Consider the following 21720-nt stretch of genomic DNA (forward strand, 5'->3'; position numbering starts at 1 on the left):
TCTCCTTCTGGGACGCCCTGATCGTGGAGGCCGCGCTCCGTGGAGGGGCGGACCGCATTCTGACCGAAGATCTCCAGCACGGGCAGAGGATCGAAAGCCTCACCATCGAGAACCCTTTCCTGGAGATCGCAGGAGGGTGAGGCGACGGCAAGACGCCGGGACGCTCTCTTCCTACCCAGTGGCGGCGGATCAGAAGTAAACGGGCGAGGAGGGCTTCAGTGGGGGAGTCCTGCCACGCTGCATCCTCCGAGATGCCGACGCTCGAGGTGTTTGCGGGATCACTCGCCAACCAGATGATGGCGCTGCTGAAAGATCCGGCGGTGGCCCTCGATGACCACCACGCCATTCGAGCCTCCCGCCATGCACCTGCCCATCGCCGGCCGCGTCGACCGGTTGCCGTCACTCGCAAGGCTGCGCCCGCTCTCCGACATGGGTATTGAAACAGCGATCGGAATGGTCCCAGCCGTCGGCCGGATCGGCCCCTGGGGATCATCGGCCAGCCAGCTCATACCGGAAATTGCGGTCCCATAAGGGGTCCAGACGGGGTGCTGTGGCACCCCTGCCATGCCCTCACCGCCGGGGCGCCTGCGAGCAACCCCAGGCCCATTAAGTTTTCCTGGCGGTTCGAATATGCGAGCTGGCGCACCTCTAGCTCCGTCTGGTATATACTAATGATATATATCATTGGGAGGTGGTCTGCGTGGAGAAGGCGAAGCTGTTCAAGAGCGGTCGCAGCCAAGCGGTGAGGTTGCCCAAGGAGTTCCGCTTCGAGGGAAAGGAGGTTTACATTAAGAAGGTGGGGGAGGCGGTGGTGCTGCTCCCGCGCGAAGATTCCTGGCGAACGCTGTACGAGAGCCTGGGTTTGTTCTCGGAGGATTTCATGGAAGAGCGCGCACAACCGGCCTCGGAAGACGAGCGGGAGCCTCTCTTTGGATAGGGACTTCAGATCTATGCCTTCGGTGAGGCGGGGTCACGGAACAAATGCGCCGTCCGGCGGAGCGGAGGACCAGGAGCTGCCATGCCACGGCTGAGCCGCATTCTGGACACCAACATCTGTATTCACCTGATCCGGTACCACCCACCGGAGGTTCTCCGGCGGTTCGAAGACTTCGAGGTCGGCGAGGTTGGCCTCTCCGTCATCACGGTCGCAGAGCTGCTCTACGGGGTGGAGAAAAGTGCCCGGCCACAGCAAAACCGTAAGGCCCTGCAGCAGTTCCTGCTGCCCCTGGAGATCGTGAGTTTCGGAGAGGAGGCCACCGCGAGCTATGGGAAGGTAAGGGCGTCACTGGAGAAGCGTGGCACGCCCATAGGTCCGCTGGATACGCTCATCGCCGCCCACGCCCTCAGCCTGGATGCCACGCTGGTAACCAACAACACCCGCGAGTTCGTGCGCGTACACGGCCTCCAGCTGGAGGACTGGACGACCCCCTGACAACCTCCGGAAACTCTCTAAAATAGCTTATGTAAATGTATATTTTCACAAGCTATAATGGTGGGGCGAGGAGAGAGATCAGGGAAGAGTTGCGAGGATGGCTGGCATCGAGAAGAACGAGGACGGAACGTCCCTCACCGGCGTACCTGTCGATGAGATCATCCTTCCCGAGAGGTTGCCTCTGGATGAGAATCCGGTCTCTGCGTACCTGGCTTCCCTTTCCGAGAACTCGCGCAGGCCGGTACGCACGAGCCTTGAGACCGTAGCAAGCTTTCTCTCCGGCGGACGAGCTTCTGCGATGGAGCTCGCCTGGTGGAAGATCGGCTACCAGCACATGACGCTCGTTCGCTCTGCTGTGGCCGGGGCTTACGCGCCATCGACGGCCAACCTGATGCTCTCCGCCGTAAGAGGAGTCTTGAGAGCCTGCTTCAGGCTCGGTTACATCTCAGCAGACGAGCTGCAGCGGGCGATAGACGTCCCCCCCGTTCGCGGCAGACGCCTCCCCCCTGGAAGGGCCATAGAACGCGGCGAGCTCTATGCCCTCTTCAGAGTATGCTACACAGATAACAAAAAAGCCCGGGGGGCGCGAGATGCGGCCCTGTTTGCTCTTCTGTATGTGTGTGGGCTCAGGAGGAGCGAGGCCGTCGCCCTCGATCTCTCCGACTACGACCCCGAAACGCTCGAGGTCAGGGTGAGGGGCAAGGGGAACAAGGAACGGCTCGTCTACGCCGAGGGAGGAGCCGACAGGGTTATAGACGCTTGGATAGAGCTCAGGGGGGATGGCGAAGGGGCGCTGCTCCTTCCCGTAAACAAGGGCGGGAGGATAATCTATGAGCGGGAGGACGTGGGTGGTGAGAGGCGTCCCGCCAGGATGAGCGACCAGGCAGTCTACGACATAGTGAGAAGGCGCCAGCGAGAGGCGGGGGTGAAGAAGCTCTCCCCGCACGACTTCCGCAAGACCTTCATCGGGGATCTTCTGGATGCGATAGGGGATCTCTCTGCCGCCCAACAGCTGGCGGGACATGCCGACCCTGGGACGACGGCACGCTATGACAGACGTGGGGAGCGTGCCAAGAGGAAGGCGGCAAGCCACCTGCACGTCCCCTACTTCGAAGAAAACAGGTAAGAATGCCGAAGAGTTTGCACGTGATCTGGTCCTGTGGGATGGGCCAAAGAGGAAGTATATCCCTGGTGAAAGATCTGAGGAAGGAGGACCGGTGGAGAGCCAGCCCTCATCGGCTCTTTTCACCCACCTCCTCAGAAGAAGGGTCCGGTTGGTTCGACCACCTCGATGCCGTACTTGATCTCCCGCAGGTAGGACCTGAAGTTGCCTGTGCGCCGTGGGGCGTCTCAAGGAACATAATGTCGTCCGGGTCTGGTGACTCTACCCTAAGCGGCGGCGTGTTCACCTCGATACCCTTTCCCTTCACGAACGCCAGCGGTGCTCTGACATCCCTGGGCGGGAATCCGAATTTATTTCTCCGAAGCGATTAGGCCCATTCGGTAATGATGCGGGTATCATAAGCTACGATAATATCGTGACCAGAAGAAGATCAGCCACCCTTACCGGAAGACCAAAGCTGTTGAGCAGCCCGGAGACCAGCACATTGGTATCCAGCACCACTCTCTCCTGGCTCATTCCCCAGACCTCTCCTCACAGTTTGCCCTTATCTCTTCCTCGCCTATCCGGTTTAGGCTTTTCTCTGCTCCAGCTTTGCGCATTCGCAGGAACGGCCGCCCGTGCGCTTATCCTCCTTAGCGCCGTTTACCGTCTCCTAGAGATCGAGATTTTCCTCTCATATCGCCATCATCAGCATTATGGGCTTGCTCCGGGAGGTGAGACCAACGCGCTCTTCTTTCCGAGTGCTTCGAAGACTGATTGAGGATAAAATCAACAGCTAGGTTCACAGGAGTATTGGTGGGGGTAGATCTTTTGTCGAGGGAAGGGTACATCAATGTGCCAGGAGGAAGGGTCTGGTACCGCTCGGTCGGAGAGGGTGGAATCCCGCTGCTCTGCCTACATGGAGGGCCTGGCTTCACCCACTACTACCTGGAGCCTCTCGAAGACCTTGCCGGGAGAAGAGAGGTCATCTTCTACGACCAGCTAGGATGTGGAAGATCAGATCGCCCTTCCGACCCCGCGCTGTGGACCGTCGATCGGTTCGTCGAGGAGCTCGTTGTGGTGCGGGAGGCCCTGGGGCTGGAGCGGATGCACCTGTTCGGAAGCTCCTGGGGCGGGATGCTCGCGATGCAGTACGTGCTCGACAGAAAGCCTGCCCTTGAGAGCCTCATCCTGTGTGGTAGCCCAGCGAGCATGCCGCGCTGGATCAGGGAGTGCTCAGAGATGCTCGCTGAAGAGCCTGAGGAAGTTAGAGAGACGATACGCCACCATGAAGAGAGAGGCTTCACCGCCTGCCCGGAGTACGCCTCTGCCATCCTCGGCTTCTACAAGAAGCACGTCTGCCGTATGGAACCTTGGCCCGAGGGTCTTGAGCGTTCCTTCGCCGAGGCCGGGTATGAGGTCTACGAGACGATGAACGGCCCGAGCGAGTTCACGGTGGTCGGGACGCTCAAGGACTGGGATGTGACGGAGAGGCTCGGTGAGATCCAAGTGCCCACGCTGCTCACCGGCGGGCGCCACGACGAGTGCACCCCCGCCCACCTGAAGGACATGCACCGGCGCATCCCGGACTCGGAGCTCGTCATTATAGAAGATGCCTCCCACCTCTGTTTCGCCGAGCAGCGCGGGGAGTACATGCGCATAGCGAACGATTTCCTCGAACGCATCGAGAAAAGGATCGCGAGGTAGCCCAAGTGCCGGAAGAGAACAGGACCTCGGGAAACGGTCGAGAGGAAACAAGAGAGGAGCAGGAGCACACATTATACAGGCAGGAGCTCAGACGTGCCCTCAGATTCAGGGACCTGCTCATCTATGGAATGGTCTTCATGGTCCCGATCGCGCCGATGGGCATTTACGGGTTCGTTTCGCGCGAGAGCTTCGGAATGGTCTCGTTCGTCTACTTCGTCGGTGTGGTGGCGATGACGTTTACGGCCCTGAGCTACCGGCAGATGAGCCGGGAGTTTCCGTTTGCAGGCTCCGTCTACTCCTACGTGCAGCGCGGATTCAACCCACACGTCGGGTTCATAGCAGGGTGGATGATACTCGCGGATTACTTCCTCGTTCCGGCCCTTCTATATGCCTTCTCGGCGACCTGGTTGCATGCCGCTATTCCCGAAGCGCCATTCTTTGCCTACGTGATCGTCTTCATATCTGTGATAACCTTCGTGAACGTACGGGGGATCACCGTGACCGCGAAGACCAACTTCGTCCTGCTCGCGATAGAGCTCTTCGGGCTCCTGGTCTTCCTGGGCTTCACCGTAAAGTACGTCTTCATAGACGGTGGAGGAACAGGAGGCCTCTCCCTCACACCCCTTTACCAGCCCGGGCGTGTCGGGACCGGATTCATCGCCACGGCCACCTCGATCGCAGTCTTGAGCTTCCTGGGCTTCGACGCTATCTCCACGCTGGCCGAGGAAACTCGCCAGCCGGAGCGCACCGTCGGCAACGCGACGGTCGCCGCCCTGATCGTCCTCGGTCTCATCTTCATGGTGCAAACCTACGCTGCGGGGCTCGTGCACCCCGACTACAAGAACCTGAATCCGGCCCTCGCCTTCTTCCAGGTCGGCAGGACGGCAGGCGGACCTTTCCTCTACTACTTCCTGCTCTTCATCAACGTCATAGCCGCAGGCATAGCCAACGCCCTCGTGGCCCAGACGGCCGTCTCCAGGATCATCTACTCCATAAGCCGCGACAAACTCCTGCCCTTCTCCGGATTTCTGGCCAAGATACACCCCCGCTACCGCACCCCGGCAAACGCCACCATCTTCGTCGCCGTCGTCTCCGTAGCGATAGCCCTCCTCATCCCTCTGGAGACGATAACCAAGTTCGTGAATTTCGGGGCGCTAACAGCCTTCATGCTTTTGAACCTCTCCGTCTTCGTCTATTTCTTCATCAAGAGGGGCCGCAGAGGTGGAAGAGAGTTCTTCTCATACGTGGTACTGCCGATAGTGGGGTTCGGAATAATCGCCTACGTTTGGCACGGCTTCGATACCGTCACGTTCATCTTCGGTTTTGGGTGGATGATTGCCGGGATAATCCTCGGGGCCATCAAATCCAAAGGCTACAGGGAAGTACCCGAGGCACTCAAGGATTTCGAGAACCTGTAACACGCCCGGGTCCGTACTACCCGTGTCCCTACACGGCAGGGAAGCCCAGCGCGAACCCACACCTGCCCGGGATTGCTGCAGGTAACCTCTCAAGATCGAATCCCGACGAGAAGGATTCATCTCTTCCCGGTGATGGGATCAGTCGGAGAGGAGGGTAAAAAGCAGCACCACCGTGCACAAAAGAGAGCCAGCAAACACCACCCCAGCCTCCCTGCCTCCTCTCTCCCTCGCCTCCGGCAAAAGATGCGAGGCCCCAAGGTAGCAGAGCACCCCTCCCGCTGTCCCGCTCATCATCCCTACCGCAGATTCTCCAGGAGAGGAGAAAAAGAGCGTCAGCCCCGCCGCCACAGGTACCACCAGCCCCAGCACGAACGCTATCACTGCCACCTTCGCCCTGCTCGTCCCGGATCCTGCGAGAACCGCCCCGAGCGATCCTCCTTCGGGGATCTTGTGTACCATCACCCCTATCCCTATCCCTCCCACCGCAACGGCCGAGGCCCCCGCTCCTGCCGCCACGACGAACCCTTCGGCCAGGTTGTGAAGTGCAAAGCCGATCACGAAGGGGAGGAGCAAGGTGGCCCCTTCTGAGCCTATCGACCGGGTGGTATCGGCTTCATCGTGGCGATGGTGAGAGTTGTGAAGCCCTTCGAGGAGCGCCATGAGCGCGAACGCTGTGGCGAAGCAGGCTATGGCTTTTGGGCCCGCCGCCTCGACGCTCTCGGGCAGGAGGTCGGCGAAGGCGAGGGCGAGGATGATCCCTGCTGCGAAGGCGAGAAGAGAGGCTCTGGCTCTCTGGGTGATCCTGCCTCCGAGCAGCCCGAAGAGGCTCGCCCCGCAGAAGCCCGCTCCGGCGAGCGAGGCTGCGAAGACAGCGTTCATCTCCCTTCCGCCCGCATGTCCGCCCGCCCATATAGTGCCTGCTGGCAGGCTTTGAGGAAGGCGGTGCATCTCACAGAGAACAAAGGTGGATGGATCCTACAGGGGCGGACATGTACAGGATGTCTCACGCGCTACCCCGGTATCTGTACCCTCGGATTCCCGAAGCCTCCCTGCCCGCGACTCGGATCATGTCCAGAAAATAGCGCGGCTTGGAGTAGAAGTGGCGTGAGGGGACTGAGATGCCCACCGAGGCTTCTACCTCTCCTGCTGCGTTTCTCACGGGTGCCGCGACACAACAGAAACCCTCAGCGAATTCATCCAGGTCCATGGCAAATTCCTGCGCCCTGACCTGGGTCAACTCACTCTCCAATTTCCTCGGGGATATGATGGTTCTGGATGTGAACTGGCAGAGGGTTCCCTCCTCTTCTGCCATATCTTTCTCATCCGAGTAGGCGAGCAGAACCTTACCTATGGCCAACGCATGGCTCCCGTCCCCGAAACCTATACAGACATCCGGGAGCCTGGGGGCTCCTGGGATGGATTTGATGTCCAATATTACCATCCGACCATCCTGGCGTACCGCCAGGTAGGCACGCTGACCAGAACGTTCCGCCAGATCCTTGAGCACCGGCTCTATATCAAGCGTTATGTCCGACCCGCCCAGAGACCTTTGGTAGAGTACAGAGATCATCGGTCCTAGACGGTAGCCTCGCCTCCCGGGAACACGCTCCACGTACCCCTCCCGTATGAGTGCGTTGATAAGATTGTAGGCAGTGGGCAGGCTGACCCCCGCGAGGCGGGCTATCTCCTTGGCGGTTATCTCTCCTCCATACTCCCCGATCAGTTTCAACACCTTCAAGACGCGGCGGGCGCTTTTCTCTCCCTTCTGACTCTCGCCTGCCACATCTACGGATGACGTCTCAAGCTCGTTCCTGTACATATCTCCACCTTTGTCCAGACTCCTCCGGAGAGCAGGGACGGGCGCCATGGTGGTCTCCCTGCCGCCCGCCCCTGTTCTTCCTTACCCGGCGTGGTGGTTGCAGTGACCGTTGTGCTCCGGTCTTGGTACATCGAGCGCCGGGTTACGGTCGAAGAAACCTTCGGGCTTGAGCATGAAGCTGGCCGTCTCTACCGGCATCACCGGCCAGTCCTCGAGCCTCACCGGATGGTGCATCCCGAGTGTGTACCAGACGACTATGTCCTGGTTTCTTACGGGGCGTTGTTGCTTTATCCAGCGGACCAGTCCATCATCGCCAGGGTTCTGGTTCGGATAGGCCCCCGCAGCATGTCTCTCGGCAGGCTCGTAGGGAGTCACCCAGAGATGGCCCTTTACGAAACCTCCTCGCTTCATTACCTGTCCATCCGGTTGGGCGAAAGGTACCGTGTTGGTCTTGGGCATAAGCTTGTACGCAACGGGCTCACCCACTCGATTTTGGGAGGACTCGTTCACTATCCTCCAGTAGCGAGAGCTCTGAAGGTTCAGTTGTCTCGGGCTCTCGGATTCGTTCTCTATGGGAGTGGCCTTGGCGTAGAAGGCGTTGCCATAGGGGTTCTCCTCACCGGGAGGGACCGGGACGGTATTGACCTCGTAGACCGTGTTCTGTTGCCCGTCGACATCCATGTCCAGCCGGAAGTTGAAGAAGTGCTGGTGTATGGGGCCGTAGAGCCCATCATTGTTGAGAAGTTGGCCGTGGCGTGTCTTCTCCCCCGGAGGGAGTGCTCCTGTGGAGACGATGCCTGTGGCCTTCATCTCGAACTCTATAGAGCCGTCTTGGTAGAAGTACCAGTAGAAACCATACTCGTAGTTTGCAACCGTGGCGATGAAGGAGACAACGAGCCTTCTGGAACGTCGCACCTCTGCTTTGTCGGTGCGCATATCGTAGTGCTTCCAGAGGATGCTGTAGTCCTCCTCGTGCATGCAGACGGCATTCTTGATGATGCGGGGACGCCCCGCCCCATCGCAGACCACGCCATCGAAGTAACGTATCTCCCCAAGACAGTCGCACCCGAGCTCGAGGGAATTAGCAAGAGAGCCAACGTTGTATTCTCCGGCGTCGAAGGCGTTCTTGCGCCAGTGGCCGGGTCGGGGATCGCCGTAGGGCACGACCATCTCCGAGAGGGAGGCCCGGTAGAGTATGGGGCGTTCTCTTCCTCCGTCGTTGTAGCTCACGGTATAGAGAACCAGACCTTCACGGGGTGTGAATCCTATCCGGAAGCGCCACTTCTGCCAGCGTATCTCGTGCCCGTCTATCTCGAAGCTGGGACCTTCGGGCTGGGTGATCTCGATAGGCTTGAGATCTGTACGCATTTGCCCCACAGCCTCGGGGGTATAGTTACCCTTCTCTTTTGGCACAGGCACCACACCGTAATCCTCGATCCTGACAACCTCCATTTTGTCGAGGTCAACGATCGCGATGAGGTTGTCTATGGGATGTGCGTAGGCGTTGTCTTCGGGGTCCAGTCTCACCCAGGAGAGTGCTCTCGAGAGCCTGCGTCCTTCTTCGTCCCCGTAGCTCCCTGCCGACCAGGGATCGACGAGGACCAGGTCCATGTTGGTGATCCCGCGCTTCCTGAGCGCCTCTTGGTACTCGGGGTTTGACTTGCAAGCCGCCTCGCACTCGTCGAACTCCTCGAGTGCGATCGGTGCTTGGACATCCAGGATCCGTTCCCATGAGACGACCTCACCCCGGCTGAGTGAGACCACCGCCTCGTAGTTGGCGTTCTCTTCTCTGTCGTGCACGACGATGAAGGCCTCTCGGTCGAAGCTGTCGCCTGGTTTGAAGGAGAGAACTTTCTCTTTCGGCGGCTCATTGAGCGTGACCCCCGAGAAGCGGTAGCTCTCCCCGAGATTTTTGTCCTTGCGCAAGATCTTCACTGCCTGCTCTATTTCCCTGGCGCTGAGCGGCTCTAGGGGATGGCCGATCTTAGTAGAGGTTTCTTCTAAGGCCGACATATGCGCCACCTCCTCCTTTCTTGCAGGAATGTCCCAGTAGAGTATCTATCCTTTATGTCTCAGGCAAGCTCCTGCTGTGTTCCTTCTCGTCCGGTCTCTCTGGTACCCCCTTCTGAGAGCTTGTGGTCTTCTCGTACCGAGGTATCCACGGTCACCTTCTCTGCAGATGGGTCGAAGACTACATGTCCGAGAATTGCGTAACGCTCGGGTTTTCTCGCCCTGAGATAGAGTGAGAAGGCTATCCCTCCTATGGCGATGGCACATATGATCCAGGGGATGAGCTTGAATGCTAGGCTGCTCGAAGCACTACCGGCGGCGGTCGAGAAGTTGGTGATGAGCAGGAAGACGACGACGATCATTCCGATGCCACCGACCAGAGGTGCGGCGAAGGTAGTCAGCCAGTTGCGTGCCTCCGGATGGTATCCCTTGACGTGGAAGTAGCCAATAACAGCAAAAGAGCAGAGCGTCTGCACTATCAGAAGCGCCAGAGTCCCACCCATCGCCAGTATGGTGTACAGGTTGGCGTAGGGGTCTTGCCCGGTCGCCCAGAAGACCGCAACCAGAAGGGTCGCTATCGCCGTCTGGGTAAAGGAAGCTATATGCGGAGATCCGTGGACCGGATGTGTCTCACCCAGCCTCCGGCTGAAGAACCCTTCCCTGCCAAAGTTGTAGAGGTAGCGTGCTGCATCGTTGTGGAACGCCATCCCGCAGGCGAACGACCCGGTTATGAGCAGCCACTCGAAGAGGGTGACCGCCCATCCTCCGACGAATTCACGCGTCGGGTTGATGAAGAGCGCGAAGGGGTTGCTACCCTTGGCCAGCGCTACCGACTGATGCAGCCCGTTGCCGTCTATGGCCATCCAGGAAACGAAGGTGTAGAAGATTCCTACCCCGACAACGGAGATAAGGATGGCGAGTGGAATGTTACGTTTGGGGTTCTTGGATTCCTCCCCGTAGACCGCACTTGTCTCGAACCCGACCCAGGACCAGAAAGCAAAGATCAAGCCGAGACCGGGAGCAACTCCTTTGAAGGCGTTAATGGGGTTCAGCGGAGCGAGCGATATTCCATCCGGTCCTCCCCCCGAAAAGAGCACCCCGAAGGCCATGAACAGAAGCACCGAGATCTCGGTGAGCAAGAAGATCGCCAGCACCTTGGCCGTCAGGTTGATGTCGAAATAGGTGAGTATGGTGATGGCTGCAAGCATTATCCCAGCAAAGACCGGCCAGGGAACGTTGAGTCCGAGCTGGGCCTGAACCGTATCATGCGCAAAGGCAGAGAAAATACCAACCAATGCAGGCTCGAAGATCACGTAGCAGAAGACGCACAAGAGTCCGCAGGCAAGCCCGACGACGCGCCCGAGGCCGTGGGAGATAAAGCCGTAGAACGCCCCAGCCGTCGTGATGTAGCGTGCCATCATCAGAAAACCCACGGAGAATATGGTCAGCACGACAAGGGCGAATATGTAACCTCCAGGGGCCCCTATACCGTTACCAAACCCCACGGCTATTGGTACGTTGCCCGCCATCGCCGTGATCGGGGCACACGTTGCCACGGCCATAAACAAGACCCCAACAAGTCCGACAGCGTTTGGCTTGAGGGAACGGAAGGTCTGTTCCTCACCAGCTCGCGCCTTATCCTGGGTAGTACTCCTGTCCCGTTCTTGCACTTCAACCCCCTTCTGCTCTTTCCAGGTGATTTGTTTAACAATTGCGCATCTACTACCGCAATCACTATCCAGCCTTTTTCTAGCCATGTAAGAAAAAATGGTTACGAAGATAGGAAGTACCTGCTTGGAGTTGGTGGCTTACAGCAGGTTGCAGCGTAGCTGATCTATCAGGCATCATGAATGGATGAACGCATACTCGGAGGATCTCAGGAAGAAGATCGTTGAGGCAGTTTGCGGACGGGGCATGGGCAAAAGCGAAGCTGCTCGCGCTTTCGGGATCTCGCTCTCCTCGGTAAAACGCTACGTCTCGATGGCGAGGGAGGGCAAGCCGCTCGCCCCGAAGAAGAGACCCGGATCGAAGCCGAAGCTCGACGATGGGGCCAGGAGACTCTTGGCGAGGGACGTTGAAGAACGTCCCTTTCTCACGCACTCTCAGAGGCGCGAGTACCTGGAGGTAGTGGCCGGGGTTTCGGTGAGCGACTCGACGGTCTGCCGCGAGCTTCAAAGAATGCAGAGAACCCGAAAAAAGGGGGCGTGAAGGCGGCTGAGCGCGACGAGTTCTTGCGGGCCGCGTGGCGGGTTTTTGTGTGCGAGGAGTTCGAGGCCTCCGACTTTGTCTTCGTTGATGAGTGCGGCACCCACACTTCATTGGCTCCCATTTACGGATACTCTCTTCGGGGAGAGCGGGTGCGTCTTGAAGCTCCTCGAAACGAGGGAAGAACACCACGCTCATTGCGAGCATGAGCGTCGAAGGGATGGGAGGGTGCCTGCTCGTCGAAGGGGCGACCACGAAGATCATCTTCGAAACCTATGTAGAGCGGGTACTCGTTCCAAGCCTCAGAGCCGGGCAGGTGGTGATGGACAACCTCTTGGCCCATAAGGCAGAGAAGGTCAGGGAACTGATCGAAGCGAGGGGTTGCGAGATCCTCTACCTGCCGCCTTACTCTCCCGATCTGAAGCCCATCGAGGAGGCGTTCTCAAAGATAAAGGCCTTGTTGCGCAAAGCCTCAGCCCGCACCCGCGAGGCTTTGATCGAGACGATCGGAGCGGCGATCTCGGCGGTTAGCTCCGCAGATGCCCTCGGTTTCTTCGAGCATTGTGGCTACCGCAGTTCGGTTCAGCTTCTATGAAACTCGCTGTAGGAAAATCTGTGCTGGAGAGTTTCAGGTTGCGTGTCCGGCGGCATTGCATCCTGCCGTCACGCCTAGTCCCAACGCTGTGAGCAAGCCGTTGCCTGCTAGGTAACCTTTGGCGCCCCTTCCGCTTATTCCGACCGCCGTTCCTCCTCCGGCGTATAGCCTTCTTATGGGCCTTCTTGCTTTATCCAGCACACGGGCGTGGTTGTCGACAACCAATCCACCCTGAGTGTGAAAGAGGGCTCCGGCGACCCGGATTGCGTGAAAAGGAGGAGTGTTCAGAGCGCTTGCAAAGTGGCTCCTTCCCCATCGGTCGGGTTTCACGCCACGTCTTACCAGCCGGATTTCTTCGATAGTCTGGGTGAGCTGCGTTCGGGGCAGGCCGGTTGCGGAGGCTAGTGCATCGAGTGAGGGGGCGCTGATGATCCTGCCTGCATGGATCACTTCGTCGAACCTCGTGCCCAGCGATGCTTCATAGACCTGGTTATCCAGTATCTCCCAGGCCTCTCCACGGGGTTGTGAGAGAACCTCTTGAGCAAACTCGGAATACCCTCTGCTCTCGTCGCCGAATCGGTTACCCTCTCGATTCACCAGTACCGCACCGTTGACGATAAGGCCCCAGGTTACGAGTGGTCCATCGGGGGCTGCGACGGAGCCATGCCCCTGGTATGCGTCCATACAAGAGGTGGCGGCCCCGACTTCTATGCCCCAGCGTATGCCATCTCCGGTGTTGTTCTGGCATCCCGAGTAGGGAGCAGAGGCGATCTGCTCTCCCAGGTGTTCTCGTACCATCCAAGGGTTGGCCCCGAAGCCGTCCGAGGCGAGAATGACCGCCTGCGCCGTGACTATCTGCTCGGCCGTTCGCACACCATTGATACAGCCGCTCTCGTCTTGCACGAGGGCCTCGACCGGAGTGACGGTTCTGAGCTCTATACGAGGGTCGGAGTCGATGGCGGCCTGAAGCTGTTCGATCAGCTCAGCCCCGTATCCATGCGGGGGACCGTGCATCCTGAGGCGACTCATGCCAGGATACAGGAAGTCAGTGTGGCAGATGAGATCACACCCGACCTCATCGACGAGCCACTCGACGAGTCGTGCAGAGACCTGGCAGAGGTGCGTGACGATCGCGTGGTCCGCCTGACCGCCGTTCTTGGTCATTATGTCGCGCGCCATGAGCTCGGGCGTATCGTCCGTTATACCTGCTTCACGCTGGAAGCGAGTTCCGGCTGCCGGGATTAGACCCGTCGAGAGCGCGGTGTTACCGCCCGGTTTCTCGCCTTTTTCCAGCACCAGAACTCGCCGGGCTCCGCTCTTTGCGGCAGCAAGGGCTGCGACTATGCCGCATCCTCCGGCCCCGACGATGATCACCGGGTATTCCTGCCCGCGGCCGAACTTTCCGGGCATCACATACCCCTCTATTCTGCCGTTCTCTCAGGGAGCAATAAAGTGCGCACCTTCGACCGTGAGCGGACGGTGCATGTAGCTGCCCTCGGGATCTGCGACTATCTCCCCTTCGAGGAAGGCGGTCCTTCCCCGCAGCAGAGTTCGGCGAGGCCAGTGGGAGAGCGCCATGCCCTCGAACGGTGTGTACTCCTGAGCTGAGAGCAGAAGCTCGGGGGTAACCTCCCTGATGGTCTCCGAGTCGACGATTGCAAGATCTGCGTCCGCGCCCACCGCGATGAGACCTTTGCGCGGGGCGAGCCCGTAAGCGCGGGCCGGGTTTGTGGCCACCAGGTCTACGATGCGCTCGTAGGTGAGACCACGTCGGAGACCTTCGGTAAGCATAAAAGGGTACATGAGGGCCGTGCCGCCAAAGCCTGGCAACGCGCTCCAGAGCTCACCTTCCTTGTGCTCCTCCGAGCAGCAGGCGTGGTCCGAACACACCCAGTCGATATCCCCGCGTATCACCCCGTTCCAGAGCGCGTCGACGTCGGACTGGGCTCTTATAGGGGGGTTGACCTTCCCGCGCTGGTCGTTGTACGTCTCGTAGGTGAGCGCGAGGTGATGCAGGGTGGTCTCCAGCCGGGCGTCGAGGAGAGGGTTCTGCTTTTTGAGGTCAAGCGCGGCATCCAGGGCCTCCTCGCTGGAGAGGTGTAGCAGGTTGATCGGGCACCCCGTGTGACCGGCGAGCACGCTGACCTCTGCCACCGCGAGATGCTCGGTCAGGGTCGGGCGGGAGGCGCTGTAGGCTTCGAGACCCTCGAGCAATCCTTCCTGCCTCACCCTCTCGGTGAAGAGACGTATGAGCTCTGGCTGCTCGCAGTGGATGGAGAGCGAGATACGAGCCCCATCGCTGCGGGAGCTGTTGGCCTCGGAGACCTCTTCCATGATCTCGAAGAGATGGCCGAGGTCGTACTCGTCGCTCATAGTGTACCCGGCAGCGTCCCGCGAGGCACCGGAGAGATCAAGCCCCTTGTAGAACATGTAATACTTGAAGGAGCACACCCCGCTCTTTTCGATCAGCTCGTCTATCTCGCGTACGTGCTCTTTCGTCATCGGCGCCAGATGGTAGCCGTAGTCGACGTAGGAGTTGCCTTGCGTTGCTCTGAGTACCTCGGGAAATATCCTCGAATAGGGACCGCTTTTCTCGAGATAGTTGTGCCCGGTCCTGAAATAGCTTATGACGCTGGTCACCCCGCCGACAAGCGAGGAGGCGCTCTCGCTCCTGGCATCCTCCTCTATCCCGCGGTAGATCCCGATGTGGAAGTGGGCGTCCACCGCACCAGGCAGGACAAGCATCCCCCGGGCATCTATAACCTCCTCGGCCATCCCGGAAGACAGCTGCTCGGCGAGGGCGCAGATCCTGCCATCTTTTATGCCTATATCCGCACGGACCAGACCTCTGCCGGGAAGTACCGCATTCCCTCCCAGGATAACACTGTCCATTCGATCCATCGTCACCTCCTGCTATCTGCTGTGGACCGCTTCCCGGTCAACTCCGGCTTGGAGCTGGCTCTCTTTGCTGAGCAGCATCAGGGCTGCTGCCCCCAGAATGGCGAGCACGGCCATCACGACAAACCCGCTGTTGAAGCTACCGGTGGATTGCACGATAAAGCCCATCACCACCGGCGCGACGAGCCCTGAGAGGGCGAACGAGGCATCGGCGAACCCAGCGGCGAAGCCTGGCTGATCGGGGGCCGCGTCGATGGAGGCTACCCACCAGAAACCTCCGGTTATGAACCCGAATCCTATGCCGAGGGAGATAAACAGCAGGGAGGTGGTGAGCGACGGGGCGGCAAAGATGGGGATCATCGACCCTCCCGCCAGGAGCAGCGCTATCCCCATGATTATGTACCGTGGACGTTTCCTGCTCGTGCGCGCGTATACTGCATCCATAATAAACCCGCCGAGCAGGGTTCCTATGACACCAGCTGCCCACGGCAGGACGGAGAACAGCCCAACCGAGGTGATGTCGAGGTTGTAGACTTTGCCCAGATAACCGGGAAGCCAGTACAGAAAGCCCCAGAACATATAGCCCCAGGCGAAGTATCCAAACGCCACGGCCCAGAGGTTGAGGTTGCTGAAGATCTTGCCCGGTTCGATGTGCTCCTTGCGGACAGTTCGTTCTTCCTCGGTCTGCCCGGCGGCGATGTAGCTCCGCTCAGCCTCGTTTACCCGCGGGTGATCGTTCGGGCTGTCTTTAAAGGCAACCAGCCAGAGGACCACCCATACGATCCCCGCGGCGGCAAGGGTTACGAACATGCCCTTCCACCCCAGATGGGCTATGAGCTGGGTCACGATCGGCCCTCCGATCAGAAGGCTCCCGGAGACCCCAACCCCAACTATGAGTGAGAGCGCTCTCCCTCGCTCCTTCTGCGGCAACCAGCGACTGGCAGCCCGGGTCGCGGCGGGGAACCCAGGCCCCTCTCCAACACCAAGCAACACCCGGACAACGAACAGTGCCGCGAAGGCGCCTGCCACGACCGTGAGCCCAGAGACCACGGACCACAAAACTATGGCCGCACCCAGAACTCGCTTGGGCCCGAAATGATCGACGAGCGGACCGCTGAAGAAGGCGATCACCAGATACCCAATGGAAAACGCTCCGCTGATGATCCCCCACTGTGCCTCGTTGATGCCAAAGTCCTTGCTGATCGGACCTATGGCATAGGAGATAGCACTGCGGTCAACGTAGTTGATGACCACCAGCAAAACTACCAGTATCACTATGGCCCACCTGTAATTGCTGCGCATCACCCGCTCACCCCCATGACGTGATCCCCAAAATTCTGGTTCTCGACCGTAGAGCCTGACTCCCGCCTTCCCTCGTCCGGTAAGTCATTTTGTTCCCCTTGAAGAAACACAACAGTTTGGTGTACCATAGGGTACCATCGTTGTTTTACTCGGTCAACAGGTGGAATGTTGTGAATATGGTATATTGGTAACCAGGTGGGACAAAGGAAATTGTTTCTATGACAGAAACAAAAAAAGGATCGGCCGAACCAAGGAACAGAGGTGGCACCGAGTCTGCATCCAGGGTTGCTGACGTTCTGCTCGCGTTTGCCGGAGAGCAGGAGAGGCTAGGGGTCAGTGAGATAGCGCGCCGGCTTGGGCTGAGCAAGGCAGTGGTGTATCGGATACTGCGTTCACTGGCATCGAGGCAACTGGTGATCTTCGAGGAGCACACGAGGAGCTACAGGCTGGGGCCCGCGGCGGCCACTTTAGGTGCGCGTGCCTTGAGAGACTTCGACCTGCGAAGAGCTGCGATGCCCGTTTTGAGCAGGCTGCAGCGTGAGACGGGAGAGACGGCAACCATCTCGGCGTTGGTTGGCACGCACCGGGTCTATCTGGACCAGGTATTGAGTCTGAACGAGATCAAGATGAGCGTGCAGATCGGGCATCCCTTCCCGCTGCACGCCGGGGCTTCGAGCCGGGCCATTCTGGCGTTCTGTATGCCCGAACTGCGCGAGACGGTACTGCATGGAACTCTGGAACGCCTGACCCCGGGGACCATAACGAACCGTCGCAGGCTTGAGGAGGAGCTTGAGCGAGTGCGGCGTGAGGGTACGGCTATCTCCTTCGGGGAGCGTCAGGTCGGAGCGGGGTCGGTGGCCACTCCGGTGTTCGGGATCGATGGCTACGCCATAGGCTCGCTGAGCGTGTGCGGACCGGTCGATCGTTTCAACGAAGAGACGGTGGATCGCCTGCGTCCGCTGGTCCGTGAGGCTGGTCTTGAAGTTTCGAAAAAGCTCGGATGGGAAGGAGGTGTCTCCGGGTGAGCCGAAAGATGGCGCTTAGGGGCCTAAAAGTAATAGACTGTGCCACCCTGTTCGCAGGGCCGCTGGCCGCGACGGTGCTGGGAGACTTCGGGGCCGACGTGGTGAAGGTGGAGCACCCAAAAGGTGATCCGGCGCGTTCTCATGGCTATGCCAAGGATGGGGTCGGGCTGTGGTGGAAGATGCTTGGCAGGAACAAGCGCTGCGTGACGCTCAATCTCAGCACGCCCGAGGGGCAGCGTATCTTCAGGGAGCTCGCCCGCGAGGCCGATGTCGTGATCGAGAGCTTCCGCCCTGGTACATTCGAGCGCTGGGGGCTCACCTACGAGGTGCTCAGCAGAGAGAACCCAGGGTTGATCCTTGCCAGGGTGACAGGGTTCGGGCAGAAGGGACCTTACAAGAACAGGCCCGGGTTCGGAACTCTGGCCGAGTCCATGAGCGGCTTCGCGCATGTTACCGGACAGCCCGATGGGCCACCGACATTACCTCCGTTCGGGCTGGCAGATGGCATCGCGGCTCTCGCCACCGCATGTGCGATCCTGATAGCGCTGCGAGCGAGGGAGGCGACGGGGCGTGGACAGGTGGTCGATCTGGCTATCATAGAGCCGATACTCACGATGCTCGGTCCGCAGCCGACTGTCTACGACCAGCTCGGCATCGTGCAGCAGCGCAGCGGGAACCGTTCGGTCAACAACGCTCCGCGCAATACGTACAGGACCAGAGACGGAAGGTGGGTGGCGATCTCGACCAGCGCCCAGAACGTGGCGGAGCGGGTTATGAAGCTCGTCGGACATCCGGAATTTATCCAGGAGAGCTGGTTCGCCACCGGCCGGGGCCGGGCCGAGCATGCCGACGAACTCGATGAGGTGGTGTCGCGTTGGATCGCCGAGCGCACCCAAGATGAGGTTATAAAGGAGTTCGAGAAAGCAGGCGCGGCCGTGGCGCCCATCTACGACATATCCGACATCATGCGAGATCCGCAGTACCAGGCGCTTGAGTCCATCACCACCGTCGATGATCCGGAGCTCGGTCCCGTGAAGATGCAGAACGTGCTCTTCAGACTCTCCGAAACACCGGGTGAGATTCGCTGGCCGGGTCCGAAGCTCGGCGAGCACAACCGGGAAGTCTACGCGGCGCTGGGTCTTGATGAGAGGGATCTGAAAGAGCTGTCCGCAAAGGGGGTTGTGTGAGCCAGGGACGGCTCTACCGCAGCTATCTCTATGTGCCCGCCTCTGATGAGCACAAGGTGGAGAAGGCCCTGGAGAGCGGGGCTGACTGTGTGGTACTCGACCTGGAGGATGCGGTGGCCCCCTCGGAGAAGGATCATGCTCGCCAGGTGGCTGCGGATGTTCTCATGGGAGGTAATCGGTCCAGGCCTATCTTCGTCCGGCTCAATGCTCCCGGCTCGACATTGCTTGAGCAGGATCTTGAGCTGATCGCCCCGCTCTCACCCGCCGGGGTGAGGTTGCCGAAGGTGGAGTCGCCGGAGATGGTGCGCGAGGTGGGGTGTGAGTTCGAATGTAGAGGAGCACATAACACGAAGATCCAATGCCTCATAGAGTCCGCGCTCGGACTCGAGAGGGTATTCGAGATAGCCCGTGCCCATCCTCTGGTCGCGGGGATGGGGCTTGGTGAGGTAGATCTCGCCGCCGATCTCGGTGTCAGCGATGAGAGGGGCCTGATCTACGCCCGCTCTCGCGTGGTCTGCGCCTCACGTGCCGCCGGGCTTCCCGGTCCGGTGGGGAGCGTCTACACGAACGTGCGGGACGAAGAAGGACTGCGCAACTCTACCCTGGTTCTCAAAGCCCTCGGTTTCGTGGGGCGTTCCGCTATACATCCCCGGCAGGTAAAGGTGATCAACGACGTCTTCACGCCAGATGCGGAGGAGATCAGGAAAGCTAAAGAGGTGATCAAAAGGATAGAGAGAGCCGAAGCCCTGGGGTCTGGAGCCTTCGCGCTGCCGGATGGGAGCTTCGTCGACCGTGCGGTCGTCGAGGCGGCCCGTTCCAAGCTGGAACTGGCCCGGCTGTCGGAAGGGGGTGAGCTGTGAGAGACGTGCTTCTGGAGATGTTTGAGGACGGGAACGTGGAAGTCTTCGATCTGGCACAACCACTCGCTTCCGAGACACCTCACTCACCGAACCATCCTCCGTTTCGGATGGCGCTAGCCCGGCGACATGGGGATATGGTCCGGGAAGACGGCAGCTCGGCGTCGAGCGAGCTCATCTGCACCGGTGGGCATACAGGAACCCATGTCGATGCGCTGGCACACGTATCCCATAAGGGGTTGCTCTATGGGGGGGTGCGGGCCGAGGAAGCCCAGAGGGGGGGGCGGTTCGCGAGCCATGGCATAGACCAGATGCCGCCGCTGTTGTGCCGAGGGGTTATGCTGGACGTCGCCTCTCTCCACGGTGTGGATGTCCTACCCGCAGGCTACGGGATCACCCGGAAGGATCTAGAAGACGCGGCGCAGAACGAGGGTATCGAGGTAAGAAGCGGGGACGCCGTTCTCGTCCGTTCAGGCTGGGCGGTTCACTTCTCGGATCAGGACACCTTCGTGGGGCTTGAAAACGGGGCCCCTGGTCCTGACGAGGAGGCGGCCCGGTGGCTTGCAGATCGTAGGATCAGGGTCACGGGCGGAGAGACTGTCGCCTACGAGCAGATAAAGGCCGGTGTGGGGCACAGGCTTCTTCCGGTTCACCGCCTGCTTCTCGCCGAGCGCGGGATACACATCATTGAGGTTATGGACCTCTCCGGACTCGCCGCGGCGCGGGTTTACGAGTTCCTGTTCGTGCTCGCACCACTGAAGATCATTGGGGGTACCGGATCGCCTGTGCGCCCGCTGGCGGTGGTGCGGCGATGAGCGACACGATCCTGACGCGGATCGCGCGCTTCGCCGGGTGTGTCCGGGCCGGAGAGTTCGGTGAGGATGTAATCAAAGATGCGCGCAGACGACTTCTCGACACCCTGGGCGTGGCTCTCGCGGCCAGCGGTACGGAGCCGGCCCGGATTTCGGGTGCTGTCGTCCGGGGGTGGGGTGGTGAGGAGCAGGCCACTATTGTGGGGGCTGGGCGCAGGTATCCAGTTCCGAGCGCGGCTTTCGTAAACGGCACGCTGGCACATTCCTTGGACTTCGACGATACGCACCTTCCTTCCGTGCTGCACCCCAGCGCCGCTGTGGTCCCGGCCGCGCTGGCTGTGGCGGAGGCCGCCGGTGCATCCGGTACGGGGCTGATGGCCGCGATCGCGGCCGGTGACGAACTGGTGGTGAGGGCGGGGATGGCGGGCTACGACGAGGACCTCGGTAGCTCGGTGTTCTTCGAGCGAGGGCTTCATGCGACCTCCATATGTGGGACGCTGGGTGCAGCGCTGGCCTCTGCCATGCTCCTGGGCCTCCCCGAAGAGAAGATCGGGCACGCCGTTTCCATCTCTGCGAGCATGGGGGCGGGGATAATAGAGGCCAACCGCACCGGGGGCACGGTGAAAAGAATTCACTGCGGCTGGGCAGCGCACTGCGGCGTTGTGGCGGCCGAGCTCGCGCGTGCGGGGTTTACCGGGCCACCCACGGTTTTCGAGGGGAGGTTCGGGTTTCTGCGGGCGTATCTGGGGGACGATTACGACGCCGGCGCTCTCGTGCGGGGCCTGGGCGAGGAGTGGGAGTCAGAGAAGATCTTCTTCAAGCCCTACCCAGCGAACCACTTTACCCATGCCGCGATCGACGCAGCCCTGGAGTTGCGCAGGGGAGGTACAAGGGCGGACAAGATCAAAGATATCTTACTCGGGGTGCCCGCCCAGGTGCTGAAGACCATAGCGGAGCCGCGCGAGACGAAGGCGAGGCCCGAGAGCGGGTATGCGGCCCGGTTCAGCGGACCTTTCGTTGTGGCGAGCGCCTTTCTGGGCGGTGGCGGACTCGGAGTCGGGCTGGACGATTTTACGGATGAGGCCACCAAAGACCCGCGAAAGCTACGGCTCGCCTCCCTCGTCCGCTGTGTCGAGGACGAAGAATGCACTAGGATCTTCCCCCGCCAGTTCCCGGCCGTGCTCCGGGTCAGGCTCTCCGACGGTGGCAACCGAATCGTGCGCGTCCGGCACAACCGGGGAGGGCCCGAGAACCCGCTCTCGGACGAAGAGCTCGCGGTTAAGTTTCGTTCCAACGCCGCAAGGGTATTCGACTGGAGCCGAGTGCGAGAGATCGAAGACGCTCTGATGGA

Annotated in this window: 18 protein-coding genes and 1 pseudogene; 12 read left to right on the forward strand and 7 right to left on the reverse strand. The window is 60.1% G+C overall.

What is annotated here, in order from left to right; all coding sequences use genetic code 11:
• Positions 1-700: 700 nt before the first annotated feature.
• From vapB to PJB24_RS15005, 5 genes are all read left to right on the forward strand, one after another.
• Entirely contained in the window at positions 701-937 is a 237-nt protein-coding gene (gene vapB, locus PJB24_RS14985; RefSeq protein WP_273847304.1) for a type II toxin-antitoxin system antitoxin VapB, read from the forward strand.
• Between the two features lie 81 nt (positions 938-1018).
• A complete protein-coding gene (gene vapC / locus PJB24_RS14990; protein WP_273847306.1) occupies positions 1019-1432 on the forward strand; it encodes a type II toxin-antitoxin system tRNA(fMet)-specific endonuclease VapC in 414 nt (137 codons plus the stop codon).
• A gap of 97 nt (positions 1433-1529) precedes the next feature.
• Positions 1530-2558 carry a tyrosine-type recombinase/integrase gene (locus tag PJB24_RS14995; protein ID WP_273847307.1) on the forward strand — a complete coding sequence of 343 codons (1029 nt, stop codon included), beginning with the start codon at positions 1530-1532 and terminating at the stop codon, positions 2556-2558.
• A 792-nt stretch (positions 2559-3350) separates the two neighbouring features.
• Complete coding sequence (locus PJB24_RS15000; RefSeq protein WP_273847309.1) at positions 3351-4241, forward strand: proline iminopeptidase-family hydrolase; 891 nt, start codon at positions 3351-3353, stop codon at positions 4239-4241.
• A 137-nt stretch (positions 4242-4378) separates the two neighbouring features.
• Positions 4379-5659 (forward strand): APC family permease, encoded by a 1281-nt coding sequence (locus PJB24_RS15005; RefSeq protein WP_273847310.1) that lies wholly within the window; start codon positions 4379-4381, stop codon positions 5657-5659.
• Between the two features lie 138 nt (positions 5660-5797).
• Here the strand turns inward: PJB24_RS15005 and PJB24_RS15010 are convergent, their stop codons facing one another.
• The 4 genes from PJB24_RS15010 to PJB24_RS15025 all read right to left on the reverse strand — a co-directional run bounded on the left by PJB24_RS15010 (position 5798) and on the right by PJB24_RS15025 (position 11050).
• Positions 5798-6538, reverse strand: a complete 741-nt coding sequence (locus tag PJB24_RS15010) for a ZIP family metal transporter (RefSeq protein WP_273847311.1) — start codon at positions 6536-6538, stop codon at positions 5798-5800.
• Between the two features lie 124 nt (positions 6539-6662).
• Positions 6663-7478 (reverse strand): IclR family transcriptional regulator, encoded by an 816-nt coding sequence (locus PJB24_RS15015; RefSeq protein ID WP_273847313.1) that lies wholly within the window; start codon positions 7476-7478, stop codon positions 6663-6665.
• Positions 7479-7559: 81 nt separating this feature from the next.
• Positions 7560-9491, reverse strand: a complete 1932-nt coding sequence (locus PJB24_RS15020) for a primary-amine oxidase (RefSeq protein WP_273847315.1) — start codon at positions 9489-9491, stop codon at positions 7560-7562.
• A 59-nt stretch (positions 9492-9550) separates the two neighbouring features.
• Positions 9551-11050 carry an APC family permease gene (locus tag PJB24_RS15025; RefSeq protein ID WP_337959028.1) on the reverse strand — a complete coding sequence of 500 codons (1500 nt, stop codon included), beginning with the start codon at positions 11048-11050 and terminating at the stop codon, positions 9551-9553.
• Positions 11051-11342: 292 nt separating this feature from the next.
• Here PJB24_RS15025 and PJB24_RS15030 point away from each other — a divergent pair, with 292 nt between their 5' ends.
• Complete coding sequence (locus PJB24_RS15030; protein WP_273847319.1) at positions 11343-11696, forward strand: helix-turn-helix domain-containing protein; 354 nt, start codon at positions 11343-11345, stop codon at positions 11694-11696.
• A 175-nt stretch (positions 11697-11871) separates the two neighbouring features.
• Positions 11872-12288 (forward strand): annotated as a pseudogene (locus PJB24_RS15035) (transposase); the annotation flags it as partial.
• Between the two features lie 33 nt (positions 12289-12321).
• Here the strand turns inward: PJB24_RS15035 and PJB24_RS15040 are convergent.
• From PJB24_RS15040 to PJB24_RS15050, 3 genes are read right to left on the reverse strand one after another with little or no spacing between them, the layout of a single operon-like run.
• Positions 12322-13698: an FAD-dependent oxidoreductase gene (locus tag PJB24_RS15040; RefSeq protein ID WP_273847321.1), complete on the reverse strand. Its 1377-nt coding sequence runs from the start codon at positions 13696-13698 to the stop codon at positions 12322-12324.
• A 27-nt stretch (positions 13699-13725) separates the two neighbouring features.
• Positions 13726-15189: a dihydroorotase gene (locus PJB24_RS15045; RefSeq protein ID WP_273847323.1), complete on the reverse strand. Its 1464-nt coding sequence runs from the start codon at positions 15187-15189 to the stop codon at positions 13726-13728.
• A gap of 12 nt (positions 15190-15201) precedes the next feature.
• Positions 15202-16488 (reverse strand): MFS transporter, encoded by a 1287-nt coding sequence (locus PJB24_RS15050; RefSeq protein ID WP_273847325.1) that lies wholly within the window; start codon positions 16486-16488, stop codon positions 15202-15204.
• Between the two features lie 218 nt (positions 16489-16706).
• Here PJB24_RS15050 and PJB24_RS15055 point away from each other — a divergent pair, with 218 nt between their 5' ends.
• The 5 genes from PJB24_RS15055 to PJB24_RS15075 form a co-directional block, all read left to right on the forward strand.
• Positions 16707-17513 carry an IclR family transcriptional regulator gene (locus tag PJB24_RS15055; protein ID WP_273847327.1) on the forward strand — a complete coding sequence of 269 codons (807 nt, stop codon included), beginning with the start codon at positions 16707-16709 and terminating at the stop codon, positions 17511-17513.
• Complete coding sequence (locus PJB24_RS15060; RefSeq protein ID WP_420541968.1) at positions 17489-18700, forward strand: CaiB/BaiF CoA transferase family protein; 1212 nt, start codon at positions 17489-17491, stop codon at positions 18698-18700. The genes PJB24_RS15055 and PJB24_RS15060 overlap by 25 nt, the downstream gene beginning before the upstream one ends.
• Entirely contained in the window at positions 18697-19560 is an 864-nt protein-coding gene (locus PJB24_RS15065) for an HpcH/HpaI aldolase/citrate lyase family protein (RefSeq protein WP_273847332.1), read from the forward strand. Before PJB24_RS15060 ends, PJB24_RS15065 begins: the two co-directional genes overlap by 4 nt.
• Before the next feature lie 17 nt (positions 19561-19577).
• Complete coding sequence (locus PJB24_RS15070; protein WP_420541969.1) at positions 19578-20372, forward strand: cyclase family protein; 795 nt, start codon at positions 19578-19580, stop codon at positions 20370-20372.
• On the forward strand, positions 20369-21720 hold a 1352-nt coding region (locus PJB24_RS15075), incomplete at its 3' end, for an MmgE/PrpD family protein (RefSeq protein WP_273847336.1). The genes PJB24_RS15070 and PJB24_RS15075, both read left to right, overlap by 4 nt.

It is taken from the genome of Rubrobacter calidifluminis, assembly GCF_028617075.1.
Classification (GTDB): domain Bacteria; phylum Actinomycetota; class Rubrobacteria; order Rubrobacterales; family Rubrobacteraceae; genus Rubrobacter_E; species Rubrobacter_E calidifluminis.